Here is a 14,904-nt window from a genome sequence, read left to right on the forward strand (position 1 = left end):
GCCGACGGCTCGTCGTGCCCATGTCGTGAGGGCGTGCCTCGACCGGCGGGCGGGCTGCGGAGGTGGTCGTCCGCGAGGTTTCGCGAGGTGTCGATGTCGGTGGCGAGGACCTCGGCGGTCGGGCTGGCCCGATCTGTGAACCCCCTTTGCCCACAGGCGAGAACAAGGAGTTATCCACAGGCGGGAACAAAGCGGAATCCGCGCTATCCACAGGCTTGTACGGCGTTGCCCCAGCCCTGGCAAACTGGCGCGACAGGGCGGCGGAGACGCGGCACGGGGGAATTCACGCAAGGAGATCACGATGTCCATGGCAGGGAATCTGCGCAAGGTCACCAGCCTCGGCGCGGTCGACGGCCTGCGCCGGGTGGCCCGGATGGCGCGGCGGCGTCGACGGGTCGATCTGAGCCATCCCGCCCGGTCCCCGCTGGGTTCTTCGGTGGTCAACTGCGTGGCCTACGAGTACGGGTGCCGGGTTCCCACCTGCGTGGATCTGGTGGACGCGGTGGAGCGGGTGCGCAAGACAGGTGAGGGCTTCGTCTGGCTGGGGCTGCATGAGCCCACGGCCCGGGAGTTCGCCGGGATCGCCGAGTTGTTCGATCTGCATCCGCTGGCGGTGGAGGACGCGATCGAGGCCCATCAGCGGCCGAAGGTGGAGCGGTACGGCGAATCGCTGTTCGCGGTGTTCAAGACGGTCACCTATGTCGAACACGAGGAACTCACCGCGACCAGCGAGGTGGTGGACACCGGCGAGATCATGGTGTTCGTCGGCCGGGACTTCGTCATCACGGTGCGGCATGGCAGCCATGGCTCACTGGGGCCGCTGCGCGAGGAACTGGAGGCATCGCCCGAGCATCTCGCGAAGGGTCCGTCGGCGGTGCTGCACGCGGTGGCGGACCATGTGGTCGACGACTACCTCAGTGTCGTGGAATCCGTGCAGGAGGACATCGACCAGGTCGAGACGGACGTCTTCGCGGAGAACGGGGCGCGGACCGACCCCGGCCGCATCTACCAGCTCAAGCGGGAACTGCTGGAGCTGAAGCGGGCCGTGGCACCGCTGGGCCGTCCGCTGCTGGAGCTGTCCGACCCGACCCTGCGGACCGTCGACGAGGAGATACGGGCGTACTTCCGCGATGTCTCCGACCATCAGCAGCGGGCGGCGGAGCAGATCGCCGCGTTCGACGAAATACTCAACTCCATTCTCCAGGCGCATCTCGCGCAGGTGACGGTCGCGCAGAACGAGGACATGCGGAAGATCACGGCGTGGGCGGCGATCATCGCCGTACCGACCATGGTCTGCGGGATGTACGGGATGAACTTCGACCACATGCCGGAGCTGCACTGGCGCTACGGCTACGGGATGGTCATCGGCGTCATATCCGTGGTCTGCGTGACGTTGTACCGCCGCTTCCGGCGGATCGGCTGGCTGTGACCGGTGTGGAACCGGCGCGGGTCGGAGCCGAAGCCGGTATCGGTATCGGTATCGCGCCGACGCGGGTCAGCGCGTGGCGCTGCGGGCGTAGACCCGTCCGGCCCAGCTCGCGATCTGGTCGTCCGTCAGATGCTGGGCCAGATCGGCCTCGCTGATCATGCCGACGAGACGCTTGTTCGCGATGACGGGGAGCCGGCGGATCTGGTGCTCCTGCATCTCGTGGAGCACCTCGCTGACATCGGCGTCCGAGTCGATCCAGCGGGGGGTGCCCTGGGCCATCTCGCCCGCGGTGACCTTGGCCGGGTCGTGGCCCATGGCCACACAGCCGATCACGATGTCGCGATCGGTGAGGATGCCGCAGAGCCGGTCGTCGGGGTCGCCGATGGGCAGGGCGCCGACGTTCAGCTCACGCATCAGCTGGGCGGCGCGGTCGAGGGTTTCGTGGGTGGGTATCCACTGGGCACCACGGTGCATGATGTCTTTGGCGGTGGTCATGAAGTACCTCCCGGTGCCGGGCGGCCGGTGCGACGCGGGACACGCCGCTAGTCCCGGCGCCCTCATTCTCGCCGCGCCACGGAACCCACGCACCCGGAGCCGCCGGGTGCCGCCGGGACCGGGCTCCGTTGTCCGCGCCCACCGGCTCAGGCCGAGAATCCGATGATCTTGTGCGGCACCACGCGCACGATCACCCGGACCTGGTCGTCCCTCTCCCCGGGCGGGTCGGCGCCCAGGTACTTGTGCGACAGCTCGCGCGGGAGCCATTTGGTCTCGTCGGGAAGGATCTCGGCGGTGCCGCGGATCTCGACCGAGGTGTACGGGTCGGCGAGGTCGTAGACGGAGAGGCTGACGCGGGGGTCGCGGCGCAGATTGCGCACCTTCTGGCGGTTGTCGATGGAGGAGAAGAGCACGGTGTCGTCCTCGCGTTTGATCCAGACGACCGAGTTCTGCGGGGCGCCGTCGGGGCCGATGGTGGCGACGCCGGCGAAGTTCTTGCCGTCGAGGAGGGCGCGGACGGAGGTGTCGAAGGTGACAGGTGCGGTGGAGTCGTTCATGAACACACCCTAGGTATATGCACGTGCACATAAAAGGGGTTCGTTGGAATCCGTCGCCCAGGAACCCGAACGGCATCGGAGGACAACCGGCGGCTCGGCGGAGTCATCCCTTCCAGCCGCCCCACGCCGGGTGGCGCGGGTCGTCGGCGCGGACCAGGACATCGGCGGCGGCGGCCGGATCGGTCTCGGCCGTGTAGCGCTCGAAGGCGGGGAGGGTCCAGTGGTCGGCCTCGGGGGTGCGGCGGCGCAGGGCGGCCGGGGAGAGGAGGACATGGACGGTGAGGTCGAAGGGGAACCAGTGCCGGAGCAGGAGGGGGCCGTGGAGCAACAGCGTTCCACCGGGCGGGAGTCGGACGTAGTCGCTGCGGGTGGCGCGGTCGGTGGCCGGGTCGCGCAGGTCGGGCAGGACCCGGCCGTCGCCGCCGGGTTCGAGCGGGCCGAACACCTCGCGCCACAGGGCGCCGGTGTCGAACCAGCCGTCGAAGTAGGCGTCCACGTCCTGGTGTCCGTGCTCCAGCCGCAGCGAGGCGGGGCGGAGAAAGCCCTCGACGCCCACGGAGAGCGCGGGCCTGCCGCGGACCCGCAGGGCCTCCCGTACGCGTTCGGCGAGGTCACCGGGGCGGGCCGCCGGAGCCCCGTCGAAGGCGATACGGGGCCAGGGGCTGCCGTCGACCGGTTCCAGGTCGAGCAGCCGGTCGGCGAGCAGGTCGCCGAGCCGGTCCCAGGTGATCGCTTCGAGTCGCACCCGACCATGATCGGTCAATCCGGTCGGGCACCGGAACACCACGTCCGGTGGGGGTCACCGCGTGGATCGGGTGCCGGGGCCAGGAAGGAAGCGGACATGGCGACACGGTCGACAGGCCCAACCCCTCTCTCCTCTCCCGGACTTCTCGCCCTCCAGCCCCTGAGGCGCAAGCGTTGTGCGGCCTGTGGGCGCGGGCCGTCGGCGATGCTGGTGCCGGAGGAGGCGGCGCCCCGTTGTCCCGGCTGTGCCGACCCTGGGCGGCTGGTCCATCTGACACGCGGCGACACGGCGCTGGGCCGGGCGGAGGCGCGCAGACGCCGCCGTCTGTGGGATGGGGCCCGGCGGGCGGCGCAGGACCTGCGGTTCACGGACGCCTTCGCGTGGGAGATCCACCGGCTGTTTCCACGCTGCCCGGAGCAGCGGGCGCGGGAGATCGCGGCGCACGCCTCGGTACGGGGCAGTGGGCGTGCACTCTCCGAGGGAGCGGTGGTCTCGGTGGTGGTGGCGTCCATAGGGCATGTGGACGTCGTACGGCCGGCTGCTCATAAGCGGCGTGTCGCGGTACGAGGCGCGGCGGCGGATCGCGCCGATGGTGGAGGCGGTGCTCGGCGCGTGGCAGGAGCAGGGACAGCAAGGTCAGCAGGGTCGGAGTCAGGAGGAGGTCCAGAGCAGAGGCAGAGGGCGGAGGGCGAAGCAGAGGTGGGCAGGGGTCGGCTGAGCCGTCCCGCGGCCGTGGACGCTCACATATGGCTCTGCGCGGCTGGGGCATGTTCGGGGGACGGTGGAGGGCATTGACTGAGAGTGACGTAGCCGCCGAGCGGTCTGTCCCGACGCTCGGTGACCGGCGGATGACCGGCCGCCGACCCGGACCGAACACTTCACAGGAGCGGACGTGGAAGTCGACATGATCGAGGGACCGTACTTCGTGCTGACCGTTCTGGGAGTGCTCGGGACGGGTCTGGTCGCCGGGGTCTTCTACGGCTTCTCGACGTTTGTGATGCGGGGCCTGGCCGCGCTGCCGCCCGCGCAGGGGGTCGCGGCGATGCAGTCGATCAACGCGATGGCGCTGAAGCCGGCGTTCATGGGCCTGTTCGCCGGTACGGCGGTGCTGAGCGCGGTGATCGCGGTGGTGACGTTCGTGCTGTGGCCCCGGGAGGGGACGGTCGAGCTGCTGCTGGGCAGCGCGCTGTATCTGTTCGGCACGTTCGGGCTGACGATCGCGGGAAACGTGCCGCGCAACGAGGCGCTGGCGAGACGGGAGGCCGGTACGGCGGAGGCGTCGTCGTACTGGTCGGTGTACCTACGGGAGTGGACGGCCTGGAACCATGTCCGTACGGCCGCCTCGGCCGCCGCCGCGGTCTGCTACGTCCTCGCGCTCGCTTAGGGCCGCTGGTCTGGATCATGCCGGGCTCGTGGGCCCTTGCACCGCTCCCTGATCCCACCTGATCCACTCCCTGATCCCGCCTGATCCACCTGATCCAAGGGAAAGGCCCCTGGGGCCGCGTCGGCACGAAAGCGCCGCTCATCGACGAGTCGTCGCCGGTGACCGATGGTCGTATGGTGGCCGGAAGGACCCGGTCGAGGGGCGTCGGGGACGTCGCGGGAACCCGCCGAGGGAACCGCCCGACGGACGACGAGGCTCCCCGGAAACCTCCCCGAGGAAGACGCCCATGGCAGACCCCAAGGGATTCATGACCACACCCCGGCGGGAGTGGCCGCGCAGGCCCGTCGAGGAGCGGGTGCGTGACTGGGACGAGGTGTATGTCCCAGGGGCACTGCTGCCGATCATCAGCAAGCAGGCGGACCGGTGCATGGACTGCGGGGTCCCGTTCTGCCACGACGCCTGTCCGCTGGGGAATCTGATCCCGGAGTGGAACGACCTGGTGTCGCGGGAGGACTGGCGCGCGGCGGCGGACCGGCTGCACGCGACGAACAACTTTCCCGAGTTCACCGGGCGGCTGTGTCCGGCGCCGTGCGAGGCGGGGTGTGTGCTGGCGATCAACCAGCCCGCCGTCACCATCAAGAACGTCGAGTGCGCGATCGCCGACCGCGCGTGGGCGGACGGTTTCGCGCCGCCGAGGCCGCCCGACCGGCTGTCGGGGCGGACGGTCGCCGTCATCGGCTCCGGGCCGACCGGGCTGGCCGCCGCCCAGCAGCTCACCCGGGCCGGGCACACGGTCGCGGTGTACGAGCGGGACGACCGGCTCGGTGGGCTGATGCGCTACGGCATTCCCGAGTTCAAGATGGAGAAGCATCATCTGGAGCGACGGCTGGCGCAGATGCGTGCCGAGGGCACCAAGTTCCGTACGTCGATGGTGGTGGGCCGGGATGTCCGCGCGGACGAGCTGCGGACCCGTTACGACGCCGTCGTCCTGGCCACGGGTGCGACGGCGTGGCGTGAACTGGACGTGCCGGGGCGTGAACTGACCGGTATCCACCAGGCGATGGAGTATCTGCCGCTGTCCAACCGGGTGCGTGAGGGCGACCTCGATGTGTCCCCGCTGTCGGCCGCCGGGAGGCATGTCGTGATCGTCGGGGGCGGCGACACGGGGGCGGACTGCCTGGGGACGGCGGTCCGGGAAGGGGCCGCGTCCGTGACGCAGCTGGACATCTACGGCCGCCCGGACGCCGCGCGCGACGAGGATGCCGAGCCCTGGCCGACGTACCCGAAGATCTACCGGCTGTCGGGGGCGCACGAGGAGGCGGGCGAGCTGGGTACGGCGCCCGCGGCGGACGCCGACGCGCGGCTGTTCGCGGCGTCGACGCTGCGTTTCACGGGGGACGCGGACGGCAGGGTGCGGGCGCTGCATCTGGTCGGGGTGGACGCCGGGCGCCGCCCGCGCCCCGGCACCGGGCGGTCGCTCCCGGCCGACCTGGTGCTGCTCGCCCTCGGCTTCACCGGGCCGGACCGCGAGGACGGGATCCTGGAGCAGTTGGGGCTGGCCATGGAGCCGCGCGGCACGATCGCGCGGGACCGGGACTTCGCGACGAACGTCCCCGGGGTGTTCGCCGCCGGGGACGCGGCCCGTGGGCAGTCGCTGATCGTGTGGGCGATCGCCGAGGGCCGGGCGGTGGCGGCGGCCGTCGACCGGGCACTGACGGGCAGTTCGACACTGCCGGCGCCGATATCGCCGTACGACCGGCCGATGACCGTCTGAGCGGGGCCGACGCGGCGCGGCCACGCCCTGGGGCGCGCGAATGGCGTGCGCCGCGCCGCTCGGCGCCACCGCTCACCCCCGTCGGGCGGGTCAGCGGCGTTCGTCCGTTCCCGCGACCTTGCCGGTCGCCAGGGCCACCCGGTTCCAGGTGTTGATGGTGAGGATCAGGGAGATCACGTGGGCCAGTTCGGTCTCGTCGAACTGGGCCGCGGCCTGGGCGTACACGTCGTCGGGGACGCCGGCGTCGGCGACCAGGGTGATCGCCTCGGTCAGTGCCAGGGCGGCCTGTTCCTTGGCGGTGAAGAAGTGCCGGGCCTCGCGCCACACGGCGACCAGGTGCAGCCGGTCCTCGTCCTCACCGGCCTTGCGGGCGTCGTTGGTGTGCAGGTGGAGGCAGTAGGCGCAGTGGTTGAGGTGTGAGGCGCGGATCTGGATCAGCTCGACGAGAGCGGGGTCCAGGCCCTCGCGGGCGGCGGCGTCGAAGCCGATGATCGCCCGGAAGACCTTCGGGGCGGCCTTGGCCATGTCGATGCGGGGCTTTCGGGCTGCGGCGGAGGTGGCAGAGGCAGGAGCGGAGGGGATGTCGATCGCGTCCGTCACGTCCGTCACGTCGGTCACGTCCGTCACGTTCATCGTGTTCGTCGTGGTCATCGCGTCCGTCGCCGTCATCGTGTTCGTCGTCATGACCATGAATCTACGTCCGGAAAGACCGGCGGTAGAGTTCAATCCCATGGCAGATTCGTGGGTCAATTCAGCGGAGCGCATCGGTGCGGATCTGCATCTGGAGCTGACCGGGCCGGGCGGTCGGCGGGCGGCCCTGATCCAGGCGCTGCGGGAGGCGGTACGCGGTGGACGGCTGCCCCCGGGCACCCGGCTGCCGCCGTACCGTTCGCTCGCCGCGGACCTCGGGGTCGCCCGCAACACGGTCGCCGACGCCTACGCGGAACTGGTCGCGGAAGGCTGGCTCACCGCGCGCCAGGGGTCGGGGACGCGGGTGGCCCTGGGGATCGCCGGGCCGACACGACACGCCGGGCGAACGCCCCCGAAGGCACCTCCACGCGCGCGTGGGCCACGACACGATCTGCGCCAGGGAACGCCGGACGCGTCGGCGTTCCCGCGCGCCGCGTGGGGCACGTCCTATCGCCGGGCGCTCCAGCAGGCGCCCCATGACGCGTTCGGGCCCGGGGATCCGGCCGGACGCCGGGAACTGCGGGAGGCGCTCGCCGAGTATCTGGCACGCGCGCGTGGCGTACGGGCCGAGCCGGACCGGATCGTGATCTGCTCCGGCTTCGCGCACGCCCTGCGGCTGCTCGCCGCGAGCGGGGTGCTGCGCGGCCCGCTCGCCGTGGAGGAGTACGGTCTCGGCTTCCATCGCGACCTGCTGGCCGGCGCCGGGGTACGGACCGTCGCGCTGCCGCTGGACGAGGACGGTGCGCGGGTCGAGGAGTTGGGGCGGGAGCGGGCCGTTCTGCTCACGCCCGCCCACCAGTTCCCGACCGGCGGCCCGCTGCACGCCTCGCGCCGCGCGGCGGTGATCGAGCGGGTACGCGCGCGGGGCGGGGTGCTGCTGGAGGACGACTACGACGGGGAGTTCCGCTACGACCGCAAACCCCTGGGGGCGGTCCAGGGGCTGGCCCCCGAGCACGTGATCTACATCGGTTCGGTCAGCAAGAGCCTGTCCCCCGCGCTGCGGCTGGGCTGGATGGTGCTGCCGGAGCGTCAGGTCGCGGAGGTACTGGCCGCCAAGGGTGAGCGGGAGGGCTGGGCGAGCGTCCTCGACCAGCTGAGCCTCGCCGACTTCCTCCTGTGCGGCGCCTACGACCGTCATGTGCGGCGCATGCGCCAGCACTACCGGGGACGGCGGGACCGGCTGGTCGCGGCGCTCGCCGAACGGGCGCCGCGCATCGGGGTGACCGGTGTGGCGGCCGGACTGCATGCCGTGCTGCGGCTGCCGCCTGGCACCGAGGCGTCCGCGGTCAAGGCCGCCGTCTGGCAGGGCGTGGCCCTGGACGGCCTGTCCGCGTTCCGCCATCCGGCGGCCCTGACACCGCCGGTGGACGGTCTGGTCGTCGGTTACGCGACCCCGGCGGAACATGCGTACGGGGCGGCGCTGGAGGCGCTGTGCGGGGTGCTGCCGCCGGGGTAGGCAGAGGGGGTCGATGCGGCCTGGTGAGTTCGGCGGTCCACGGGGCCTGCGTCCCGTGGCCCCTCCCCTCTCCCGACGCCCATCACCCCTCCCCCTCCCCCTCCCCCGCCTCGCCCCTCCCTCGTCTCAAGGCTTGCGCGCGACCGCCCCGTACCCCGGTATCACCCCGTCGTTCTGCCCCGGCACCGGCTCGCCCAGCTCCGGCTTCCACTCGTCGACCACGACGACACCCGGGTCGATGAGTTCCAGGCCGGTGAAGAAGCGGGCGAACTCCGTGCGGGAGCGCAGGGCGAGGGTGATGCCCGCGGCCTTGAGCGTGGCGGTCGCGGCGGCCGACTCCTGCGGGGTGAAGTCGCCGGTGGCGTGGGTCATCATCAGGTGGCTGCCGGCGGGAAGCGCGGCGACGAGCCGGGTGACCAGCTCATGGGCGCCGTCCTCGTCGGCGACGAAGTGCAGCAGGGCGACGAGGGACAGGGCGACGGGCCGGGTGAGGTCCAGGACCTTCCCGGCGGCCTCGACTATGGTCGCCGGGTCACGCACATCGGCCTGGACGTACTCGGTGACGCCCTGTGGCGTGCTGCGCAGCAGGGCGGCGGCGTGGGCGAGGACGATCGGGTCGTTGTCGCAGTACACGACCCGGGCGTCGGGCGCGATCTCCTGGGCGACCTGATGCAGATTGGGTTCGGTCGGTATGCCGGTGCCGATGTCGAGGAACTGCCGTATCCCCTGCCCCGCGAGCCAGCGGGTGGCGCGGTGCATGAAGGCCCGGTTGACCCGTGCCATCACCGGGACCCTGGGGTCGAGGGCGAGCATCTGCCGGCCCATGGCCTCGTCCACCGGGTAGTTGTCCTTGCCGCCGAGATACCAGTCGTACATTCGTGCGGGGTGCGGCTTGCTGGTGTCGATCTCGATGGCGCCGATGGGGTCCAGCCCGGTCATGAGCCACTCCGTGAGCGTCGGACGGGTAAGAGACGGGAACGAACGAGAACGGACGAGCAGAGGGGGAGCGAGACGCGGGCCGAGGTCACGCGCGGGTCTGTACAAGCCAGTACAGATCAGTACGGTCAGTCCAGGTTGTACAGGTCAGTACAGGTCAGGCAGGTCCATATGGATCAAGTGGATCGTACGGATCGGACTGGTCGGGGGATCGCCCCGTGGTGAGCGATCCCGGTCCTGCGGTCAATGGTCAATTTAGCGTGGCCGGTGCTTAGTTGGTGCTCAGTTGACGCTCAGTCGGCGGTGGTGAGGGATGCTGGGCACGGAAAAGCAGCAAGGTCGTTCAGGAGAGCAGGAAGTCGGCCTCCCCCGCCTTGGCGCCCTCGATGAAGGCGGTCATCTCGTCGGTGGTGTAGATCAGCGCCGGGCCGTCGGGGTCGGTGGACTGCCGGACCGCGATCCGGCCGTCGGCGAGTTTCATCGCCTCCAGGCAGTTGCCCCCGTTGCCGCCGCTCCACGGCTTGTGCCAGCCTTCGCTGCCCAGCTCGCGGGCAGGCATGCCGTTGTAGATCCGCGCCATGCGGGTCAACGGCCTCGGCTGGGACGTGATGCCATCCATTCACAGCTCCTCGCGGAGATCCCTGAGGATCTCCTTCGTACGTTGTGCAGTAGCGGCCTGTGCCGCCATGCGGTCCATGACCTCCAGGTAGGTGGCTACCTCGGCACGCGCGTCCAGGTAGACGGCGCCGGTCAGGTACTCGCTGTAGACCATGTCCGGCAGTTCGGGCATGGCAAATCGGAAGAGGACGAAGGGGCCGTACGTACCGGGGTGCGGGCCTGAGGCGAACGAGATCACCTGGAGCGTCAGATTCGACAGCTCGGTGGCCTCCAGCAGCCGGTCGATCTGCCCCCGCATCACCTCGGGGCCGCCCACGGAGCGGCGCAGCGCGGTCTCGTCCATGACGACCCACACCCGGGGCGCGTCCGCGCGGGTGAGCAGGTCCTGGCGCTGCATGCGCAGGGCGACATGGCGCTCTATGTCGTCGGGCCGGGTCTGGCCGACGGCGCCCGCCCTGAGCACGCCGCGCGCGTAGTCCTCGGTCTGGAGCAGGCCGGGGACGAAGTGCGGGTCGTAGCTGCGGATGAGCCGGGCGGCGCCCTCCAGGCTGACGTACATGGAGAACCAGCCGGGAAGGATGTCGTGGAAGCGCTGCCACCAGCCGGGTTTGTTGGCCTCCTCGGCGAGCTGGACGAAGGCTTCGGCCTCCTCGTCCTGGACGCCGTACGCCTTCAGGAGCAGCTGGAGGTACGGGATCTTGAGCCCGACCTCGGCCATCTCCATCCGGCGGACCGTGGCGGGCGCGACGCGGAGGATCTTGGCGGCCTCCTCGCGCTTGAGCCCGGCGCTCTCCCGCAGATCCAGCAGGCGCCGGCCGAGGACGACCTGGCCGACCGTCGGCGCGGACCGTGGCTCACTCACGCTCCACCTCCACTCCACACAAGAACTCGATGGACTCGACGGACTCAGGGGACCCTGGGGATCCAGGGGCCCGGACGCACTTCAGGGGCTCGAACGGGCTTCAGGGCTCGGGGGGCTCAGGGGGCCAGGAGGACTCATGGAGCCTCTGGACCTCCGGGACCCCCGAAGGGACAAACAGGTAGATCCTGACAAGTGCTCCGGCAGGCATTCCGGCAGGCGCAATGGCAAGTGCTCCAACAGGCTTCACGGCGCCCTTCGAAAATGTATTCGAAGGCGTGAACAGACCTTCGTTTTCGAACTGACGCCGCTCCACATGCTGTTGCGAGCAGTGTGCCACGACCGTGCAGAGAGTCATACGGCACTCTGCAATTTTCAGAGTGACACTTGCCAAGTGTTCACGGCGGGGCGATAGTGGCAAGCGTGATTCCGTCCCCGCCCTTAGGAGCAGACGCCGCCGCAGGCCCCTTCGGCCTCGACGGCGCCGCTACGCCGGCCGGTCCCGCCGAGACCGTCGCCGAGCGCCGGTTCCGCTTCGAACTGGCCGCGCATCCGGGTTCCCCCGCGCAGGCCAGACGGCTGACCCGGGCCAGGCTGACCGGCTGGTCGGTGTGCGAGGACACGTGCGACACGGCGGCCCTCGTGGTCTCCGAACTGGTCACCAACGCGATCGTGCACACCGCGAGCGACATCGTCGTCTGCGAGCTGCACGACGGCGACGACCTGGTGCGCATAGCCGTGCGGGACGAAGGTTTCGCACCCGGTGAGCCCCAGCCGTCGCCACAGCGGCCGGATGAGGAGCACGGGAGGGGATTGCTCCTCATAGACGCCCTGTGCCGGGCCTGGGGCGCTCAGGAGCATGGCCCTGGGCTGCTGGTCTGGGCGGAGCTGCCGCGACAGGCCGAGGTCGCCCCCCGGGGCGACCTCGGCTGGGGCGCCCGCCCCAAGCCCGGTCCGGTCAAGGGCGGCTCCGGCGACGACGAGGGGGCCGACGCGCTGCTGCGCAGCCCGGTCATGATGCCGCGCGAGCGGGACGGGGAGAGGGGTAGGCCGTGAATGCCGTGTCCTGCGGCGGACAGGTGCTCAGCCTGGACACACTGGTCCGTCTGGGGCGCGGGGTACGGGCCCCGGGCGCGTCGGTGCCGGGTGCGCCCCGCAAGCTGTCCGTACCCGACGGGATGACCGCACCGATGGGCTGCGACGCGGTGGCGGTACCCGCCGACTTCGGCCCGCTGGTCATACCCCGGCTGCCGCGCGTGGGGTGCGTCTACGCCGATGAGGCGCACTGGTGGTGGCTGGTCCCGTCCGACTCGGACTACGCCCTCGACTGGCCGGCCCCGGCCCAGTACACGGCGGGCGCGCTGGTCGCCGACGCCCCGAAGCTGATCCACCGGCCCGACGGGACACTTCCGTACACGCCGCCGATCCCCCTGTATCTGGCACTGTGCCGCCTGACGGGGGCGACGCCCAGCTGGTCTCGGCCGGTCAGCGCGTAGGGCTCCGCCAGAGGGCGTGGGGCTGCTCCGGGTGCGGCCCAGCAGAGTGCCGCTGAGGGTCGTATGGCCTCGCGGGGGGGCCGCAGGGCTCCGCTGAGGGCCGACAGGGCTCCGCTGAGGGCCGTAGTACTTCGCCGAGGACCGGATACCGGTAGGGCTACCGGATACCGGTAGGGCTCACCCGAAAGCGCAAGCTCCGTAGAGATCCGTCCGCCGTGGCCGCCCGCCAGCCCGCCCCGGCGCCCCCACCCTCCGGCGTACGCCGTCGCACCCCCGTCTCCCCCCTTCGCGCCCCGCCACGCCCTCCCCCCTCGCTCCCCCGGCGGCAATAGTGGGCCGTTCGTCGACGGACGGGAGGCCGACGGTTGGGCACGCGAAGAAGCGGGGGGAGAGGCGGTCGGAGAGGCGGCCGGACAGAGGAGCAGCCCGACGGATCGAACCCGGCGGAACAGCCCCCGGCACCCCCGGGACCCGAAGCACCCGAGGCACCCGAAGCACCCGAGGTATCGGACTCCGAGCGGCTGCTCTTCGGCGGCCCACTGCGCTACGACCTCGGCTGGAGCAAGCACGAGGACGCCTTCCTCGAACTCAACTTCCGGGCGATGATCAAACGCCTCCCGGCCCTGCTCACCGCCAGCCTGCGCCTCGCCCTGGCGGCCGACCGCCGCGCCACCCGCACGGTACTGACCGCCGAGATCGCCCGGGGCCTGGCCCAGGCGGTCAGTCTGCTCGCCGTCAACAGCGCGCTGGGCCGTCTCATCGCCGCAGGCCCGATCGAGGACCGGCTGCGCGGCGCGCTCCCCGCGCTGGTCACGATCGCCGCCGTCACCGTACTGTCCGCGCTGCTGCGTGCCGCCTCCACGTACGCCACCGGACGGCTGGAGCCCAAGGTGGAGCGGGTCGCCACCGAGCAGTATCTGGAACGGGCGGCGGCGGTGGAGCTGTCGGCGATCGAGGACCACGCCTTCCACAAGCTCCTGGACACCGCGCAGTACGGCGCCTCCTCCGCCCGACGGATGATCTCGTACGCCACCCGGGTGGTGAACGCGGCCATCTCACTCGTCGCCGCGGCCGGCGTACTCACCGTGCTCCACCCGGCGCTGCTCCCGCTGCTCGTGACGATGACCCTGCCCAGCGCCTGGAGCGCGCTGACCATGGCCCGTCGCCGGTACGAGTCCTTCCACGCCTGGGTGCAGCACGCGCGGGCCGGCCGGCTGATCGGCCAGTTGCTCATCCAGCCCGAAGCCGCCCCGGAGATCCGGCTGCACGGCGTCGGCCCGTTCCTGCTGCGCCACTTCCGCTCGATGTCGGAGAACGCGGAGGCCGAACAGGCCCGTCTCGCCAAGCTCGCCGCCCGTACGGGGCTGATCGCGGCCACCTGGACGGGCCTGGCGACCGTGGCGACGTACGCCACCCTGGGCGGCCTGCTGCTGGGCGGCGCGATGGCACTGTCCGTCGCGGGTACGGCGGTCATCGCGATCCGCACCGGCTCGGCGAACCTGGACACCCTGGTCGTGGAGGTGAACTCGCTCCACGAGGAGGCCCTCTTCGTGGGCGACCTCCAGCGGCTGCACCAGGAGGCGGAACGCCGGATGATCCCCGTGGGCGGGGCGGCGCTGCCCGAGGAGCCGCGCGAGATCCGGTTCGAGAACGTCAGCTTCGCCTACCCGGGTGAACGCCCCCGCCCCGCCCTGGCCGACGTCACCCTCTCCGTGCCCCTCGGCAAGATCGTCGCCCTGGTCGGCGAGAACGGCTCCGGCAAGACGACCCTGGTCAAACTGCTCGCCGGTCTGTACTCGCCCGACCGCGGCCGGATCCTGTGGGACGGCGTGGACGCGGCCGGCGCCGACCGCCACGAGCTGGCCGCGCGCGTCGCCATGGTCGCCCAGGATTTCAAGCGCTGGCCCTTCACCGCGCGGGTCAATGTCGCCGTCGGCCGCTCCTCCGCGCCCCTCACCGAGGAGCGGCTGGCCAAGGCGGTCGGCGAGGCCGGGGCCGAAGGGGTGGTCGCGGATCTGCCGAACGGGCTGGACACCCTCCTCGCGCGGGAGTTCAGCGGCGGCCACGAGCTGTCCGGCGGCCAGTGGCAGCGGCTCGGCATCGCACGGGCCGCGTACCGGCAGGGCCGCATCCTGATCGTGGACGAACCGACCGCCGCGCTGGACGCCCGCGCCGAACTGGAGGTGTTCGAAAAGATTCGGTCACTGGCCGGGGCGGGCCAGACGGTCGTCCTGATCACCCACCGGCTCGCCTCGGTCCGCCACGCGGACCTGGTGCACGTCCTGGACCGTGGCCGCCTGATGGAATCCGGCACTCCGGACGAGCTGCTGGCCACCGGCGGGATCTACGCGGAGCTGTACGCGCTCCAGGCGGAACAGTTCACGACGGCACGCGTCCCGAGACCCGCGTCGGCAGCGGCACGGGCGTCGGCGGCACCGACGTCCGCGCCCAAGGCCGGTTGACAG

The 14,904-nt window shown here is 71.2% G+C and carries 14 protein-coding genes; 7 read left to right on the forward strand and 7 right to left on the reverse strand.

Features of this window, described 5'->3' with window-relative positions; all coding sequences use genetic code 11:
• Positions 1-301 precede the first annotated feature (301 nt).
• Positions 302-1,429: a magnesium and cobalt transport protein CorA gene (locus ACFXAZ_RS01320; protein ID WP_384583219.1), complete on the forward strand. Its 1,128-nt coding sequence runs from the start codon at positions 302-304 to the stop codon at positions 1,427-1,429.
• Between the two features lie 66 nt (positions 1,430-1,495).
• Here the strand turns inward: ACFXAZ_RS01320 and ACFXAZ_RS01325 are convergent, their stop codons facing one another.
• From ACFXAZ_RS01325 to ACFXAZ_RS01335, 3 genes are all read right to left on the reverse strand, one after another.
• Positions 1,496-1,924: a CBS domain-containing protein gene (locus ACFXAZ_RS01325; RefSeq protein WP_384583222.1), complete on the reverse strand. Its 429-nt coding sequence runs from the start codon at positions 1,922-1,924 to the stop codon at positions 1,496-1,498.
• Between the two features lie 146 nt (positions 1,925-2,070).
• Positions 2,071-2,481 (reverse strand): PPOX class F420-dependent oxidoreductase, encoded by a 411-nt coding sequence (locus ACFXAZ_RS01330; RefSeq protein ID WP_384583225.1) that lies wholly within the window; start codon positions 2,479-2,481, stop codon positions 2,071-2,073.
• Positions 2,482-2,584: 103 nt separating this feature from the next.
• A complete protein-coding gene (locus ACFXAZ_RS01335) occupies positions 2,585-3,226 on the reverse strand; it encodes a uridine kinase (protein WP_384583228.1) in 642 nt (213 codons plus the stop codon).
• A 904-nt stretch (positions 3,227-4,130) separates the two neighbouring features.
• Here ACFXAZ_RS01335 and ACFXAZ_RS01340 point away from each other — a divergent pair.
• Complete coding sequence (locus ACFXAZ_RS01340) at positions 4,131-4,610, forward strand: DUF1772 domain-containing protein (RefSeq protein WP_384583581.1); 480 nt, start codon at positions 4,131-4,133, stop codon at positions 4,608-4,610.
• 286 nt (positions 4,611-4,896) lie between these two features.
• On the forward strand, positions 4,897-6,384 hold the full coding sequence (locus ACFXAZ_RS01345) for a glutamate synthase subunit beta (protein ID WP_384583232.1): 1,488 nt from the start codon (positions 4,897-4,899) through the stop codon (positions 6,382-6,384).
• 90 nt (positions 6,385-6,474) lie between these two features.
• Here the strand turns inward: ACFXAZ_RS01345 and ACFXAZ_RS01350 are convergent, their stop codons facing one another.
• Positions 6,475-7,074, reverse strand: a complete 600-nt coding sequence (locus tag ACFXAZ_RS01350; RefSeq protein ID WP_384583235.1) for a carboxymuconolactone decarboxylase family protein — start codon at positions 7,072-7,074, stop codon at positions 6,475-6,477.
• A 40-nt stretch (positions 7,075-7,114) separates the two neighbouring features.
• Between ACFXAZ_RS01350 and ACFXAZ_RS01355 the strand changes: the two genes are divergently transcribed.
• Positions 7,115-8,530 (forward strand): PLP-dependent aminotransferase family protein, encoded by a 1,416-nt coding sequence (locus ACFXAZ_RS01355; RefSeq protein ID WP_384583238.1) that lies wholly within the window; start codon positions 7,115-7,117, stop codon positions 8,528-8,530.
• A 126-nt stretch (positions 8,531-8,656) separates the two neighbouring features.
• Here ACFXAZ_RS01355 and ACFXAZ_RS01360 read toward each other — a convergent pair whose 3' ends face one another.
• The 3 genes from ACFXAZ_RS01360 to ACFXAZ_RS01370 all read right to left on the reverse strand — a co-directional run bounded on the left by ACFXAZ_RS01360 (position 8,657) and on the right by ACFXAZ_RS01370 (position 10,946).
• Complete coding sequence (locus ACFXAZ_RS01360) at positions 8,657-9,469, reverse strand: SAM-dependent methyltransferase (RefSeq protein WP_384583242.1); 813 nt, start codon at positions 9,467-9,469, stop codon at positions 8,657-8,659.
• A 340-nt stretch (positions 9,470-9,809) separates the two neighbouring features.
• A complete protein-coding gene (locus ACFXAZ_RS01365) occupies positions 9,810-10,085 on the reverse strand; it encodes a DUF397 domain-containing protein (protein WP_384583245.1) in 276 nt (91 codons plus the stop codon).
• Positions 10,086-10,946 (reverse strand): helix-turn-helix transcriptional regulator, encoded by an 861-nt coding sequence (locus ACFXAZ_RS01370; RefSeq protein WP_384583248.1) that lies wholly within the window; start codon positions 10,944-10,946, stop codon positions 10,086-10,088.
• Positions 10,947-11,357: 411 nt separating this feature from the next.
• Between ACFXAZ_RS01370 and ACFXAZ_RS01375 the strand changes: the two genes are divergently transcribed.
• The 3 genes from ACFXAZ_RS01375 (at position 11,358) to ACFXAZ_RS01385 (ending at position 14,901) form a co-directional block, all read left to right on the forward strand.
• The gene (locus ACFXAZ_RS01375; protein WP_384583251.1) at positions 11,358-11,999 is read left to right on the forward strand and encodes an ATP-binding protein; all 642 of its coding nucleotides are present in this window, start codon (positions 11,358-11,360) and stop codon (positions 11,997-11,999) included.
• Positions 11,996-12,439 (forward strand): hypothetical protein, encoded by a 444-nt coding sequence (locus ACFXAZ_RS01380; RefSeq protein ID WP_384583254.1) that lies wholly within the window; start codon positions 11,996-11,998, stop codon positions 12,437-12,439. The genes ACFXAZ_RS01375 and ACFXAZ_RS01380 overlap by 4 nt, the downstream gene beginning before the upstream one ends.
• A 521-nt stretch (positions 12,440-12,960) precedes the next feature.
• Positions 12,961-14,901, forward strand: coding sequence for an ABC transporter ATP-binding protein (locus tag ACFXAZ_RS01385; RefSeq protein ID WP_384583584.1), 1,941 nt, complete (start codon positions 12,961-12,963; stop codon positions 14,899-14,901).
• Positions 14,902-14,904: the final 3 nt, after the last annotated feature.

The sequence above is a fragment of the Streptomyces sp. NPDC059477 genome (assembly GCF_042749375.1).
In the GTDB taxonomy this organism is placed as follows: domain Bacteria; phylum Actinomycetota; class Actinomycetes; order Streptomycetales; family Streptomycetaceae; genus Streptomyces.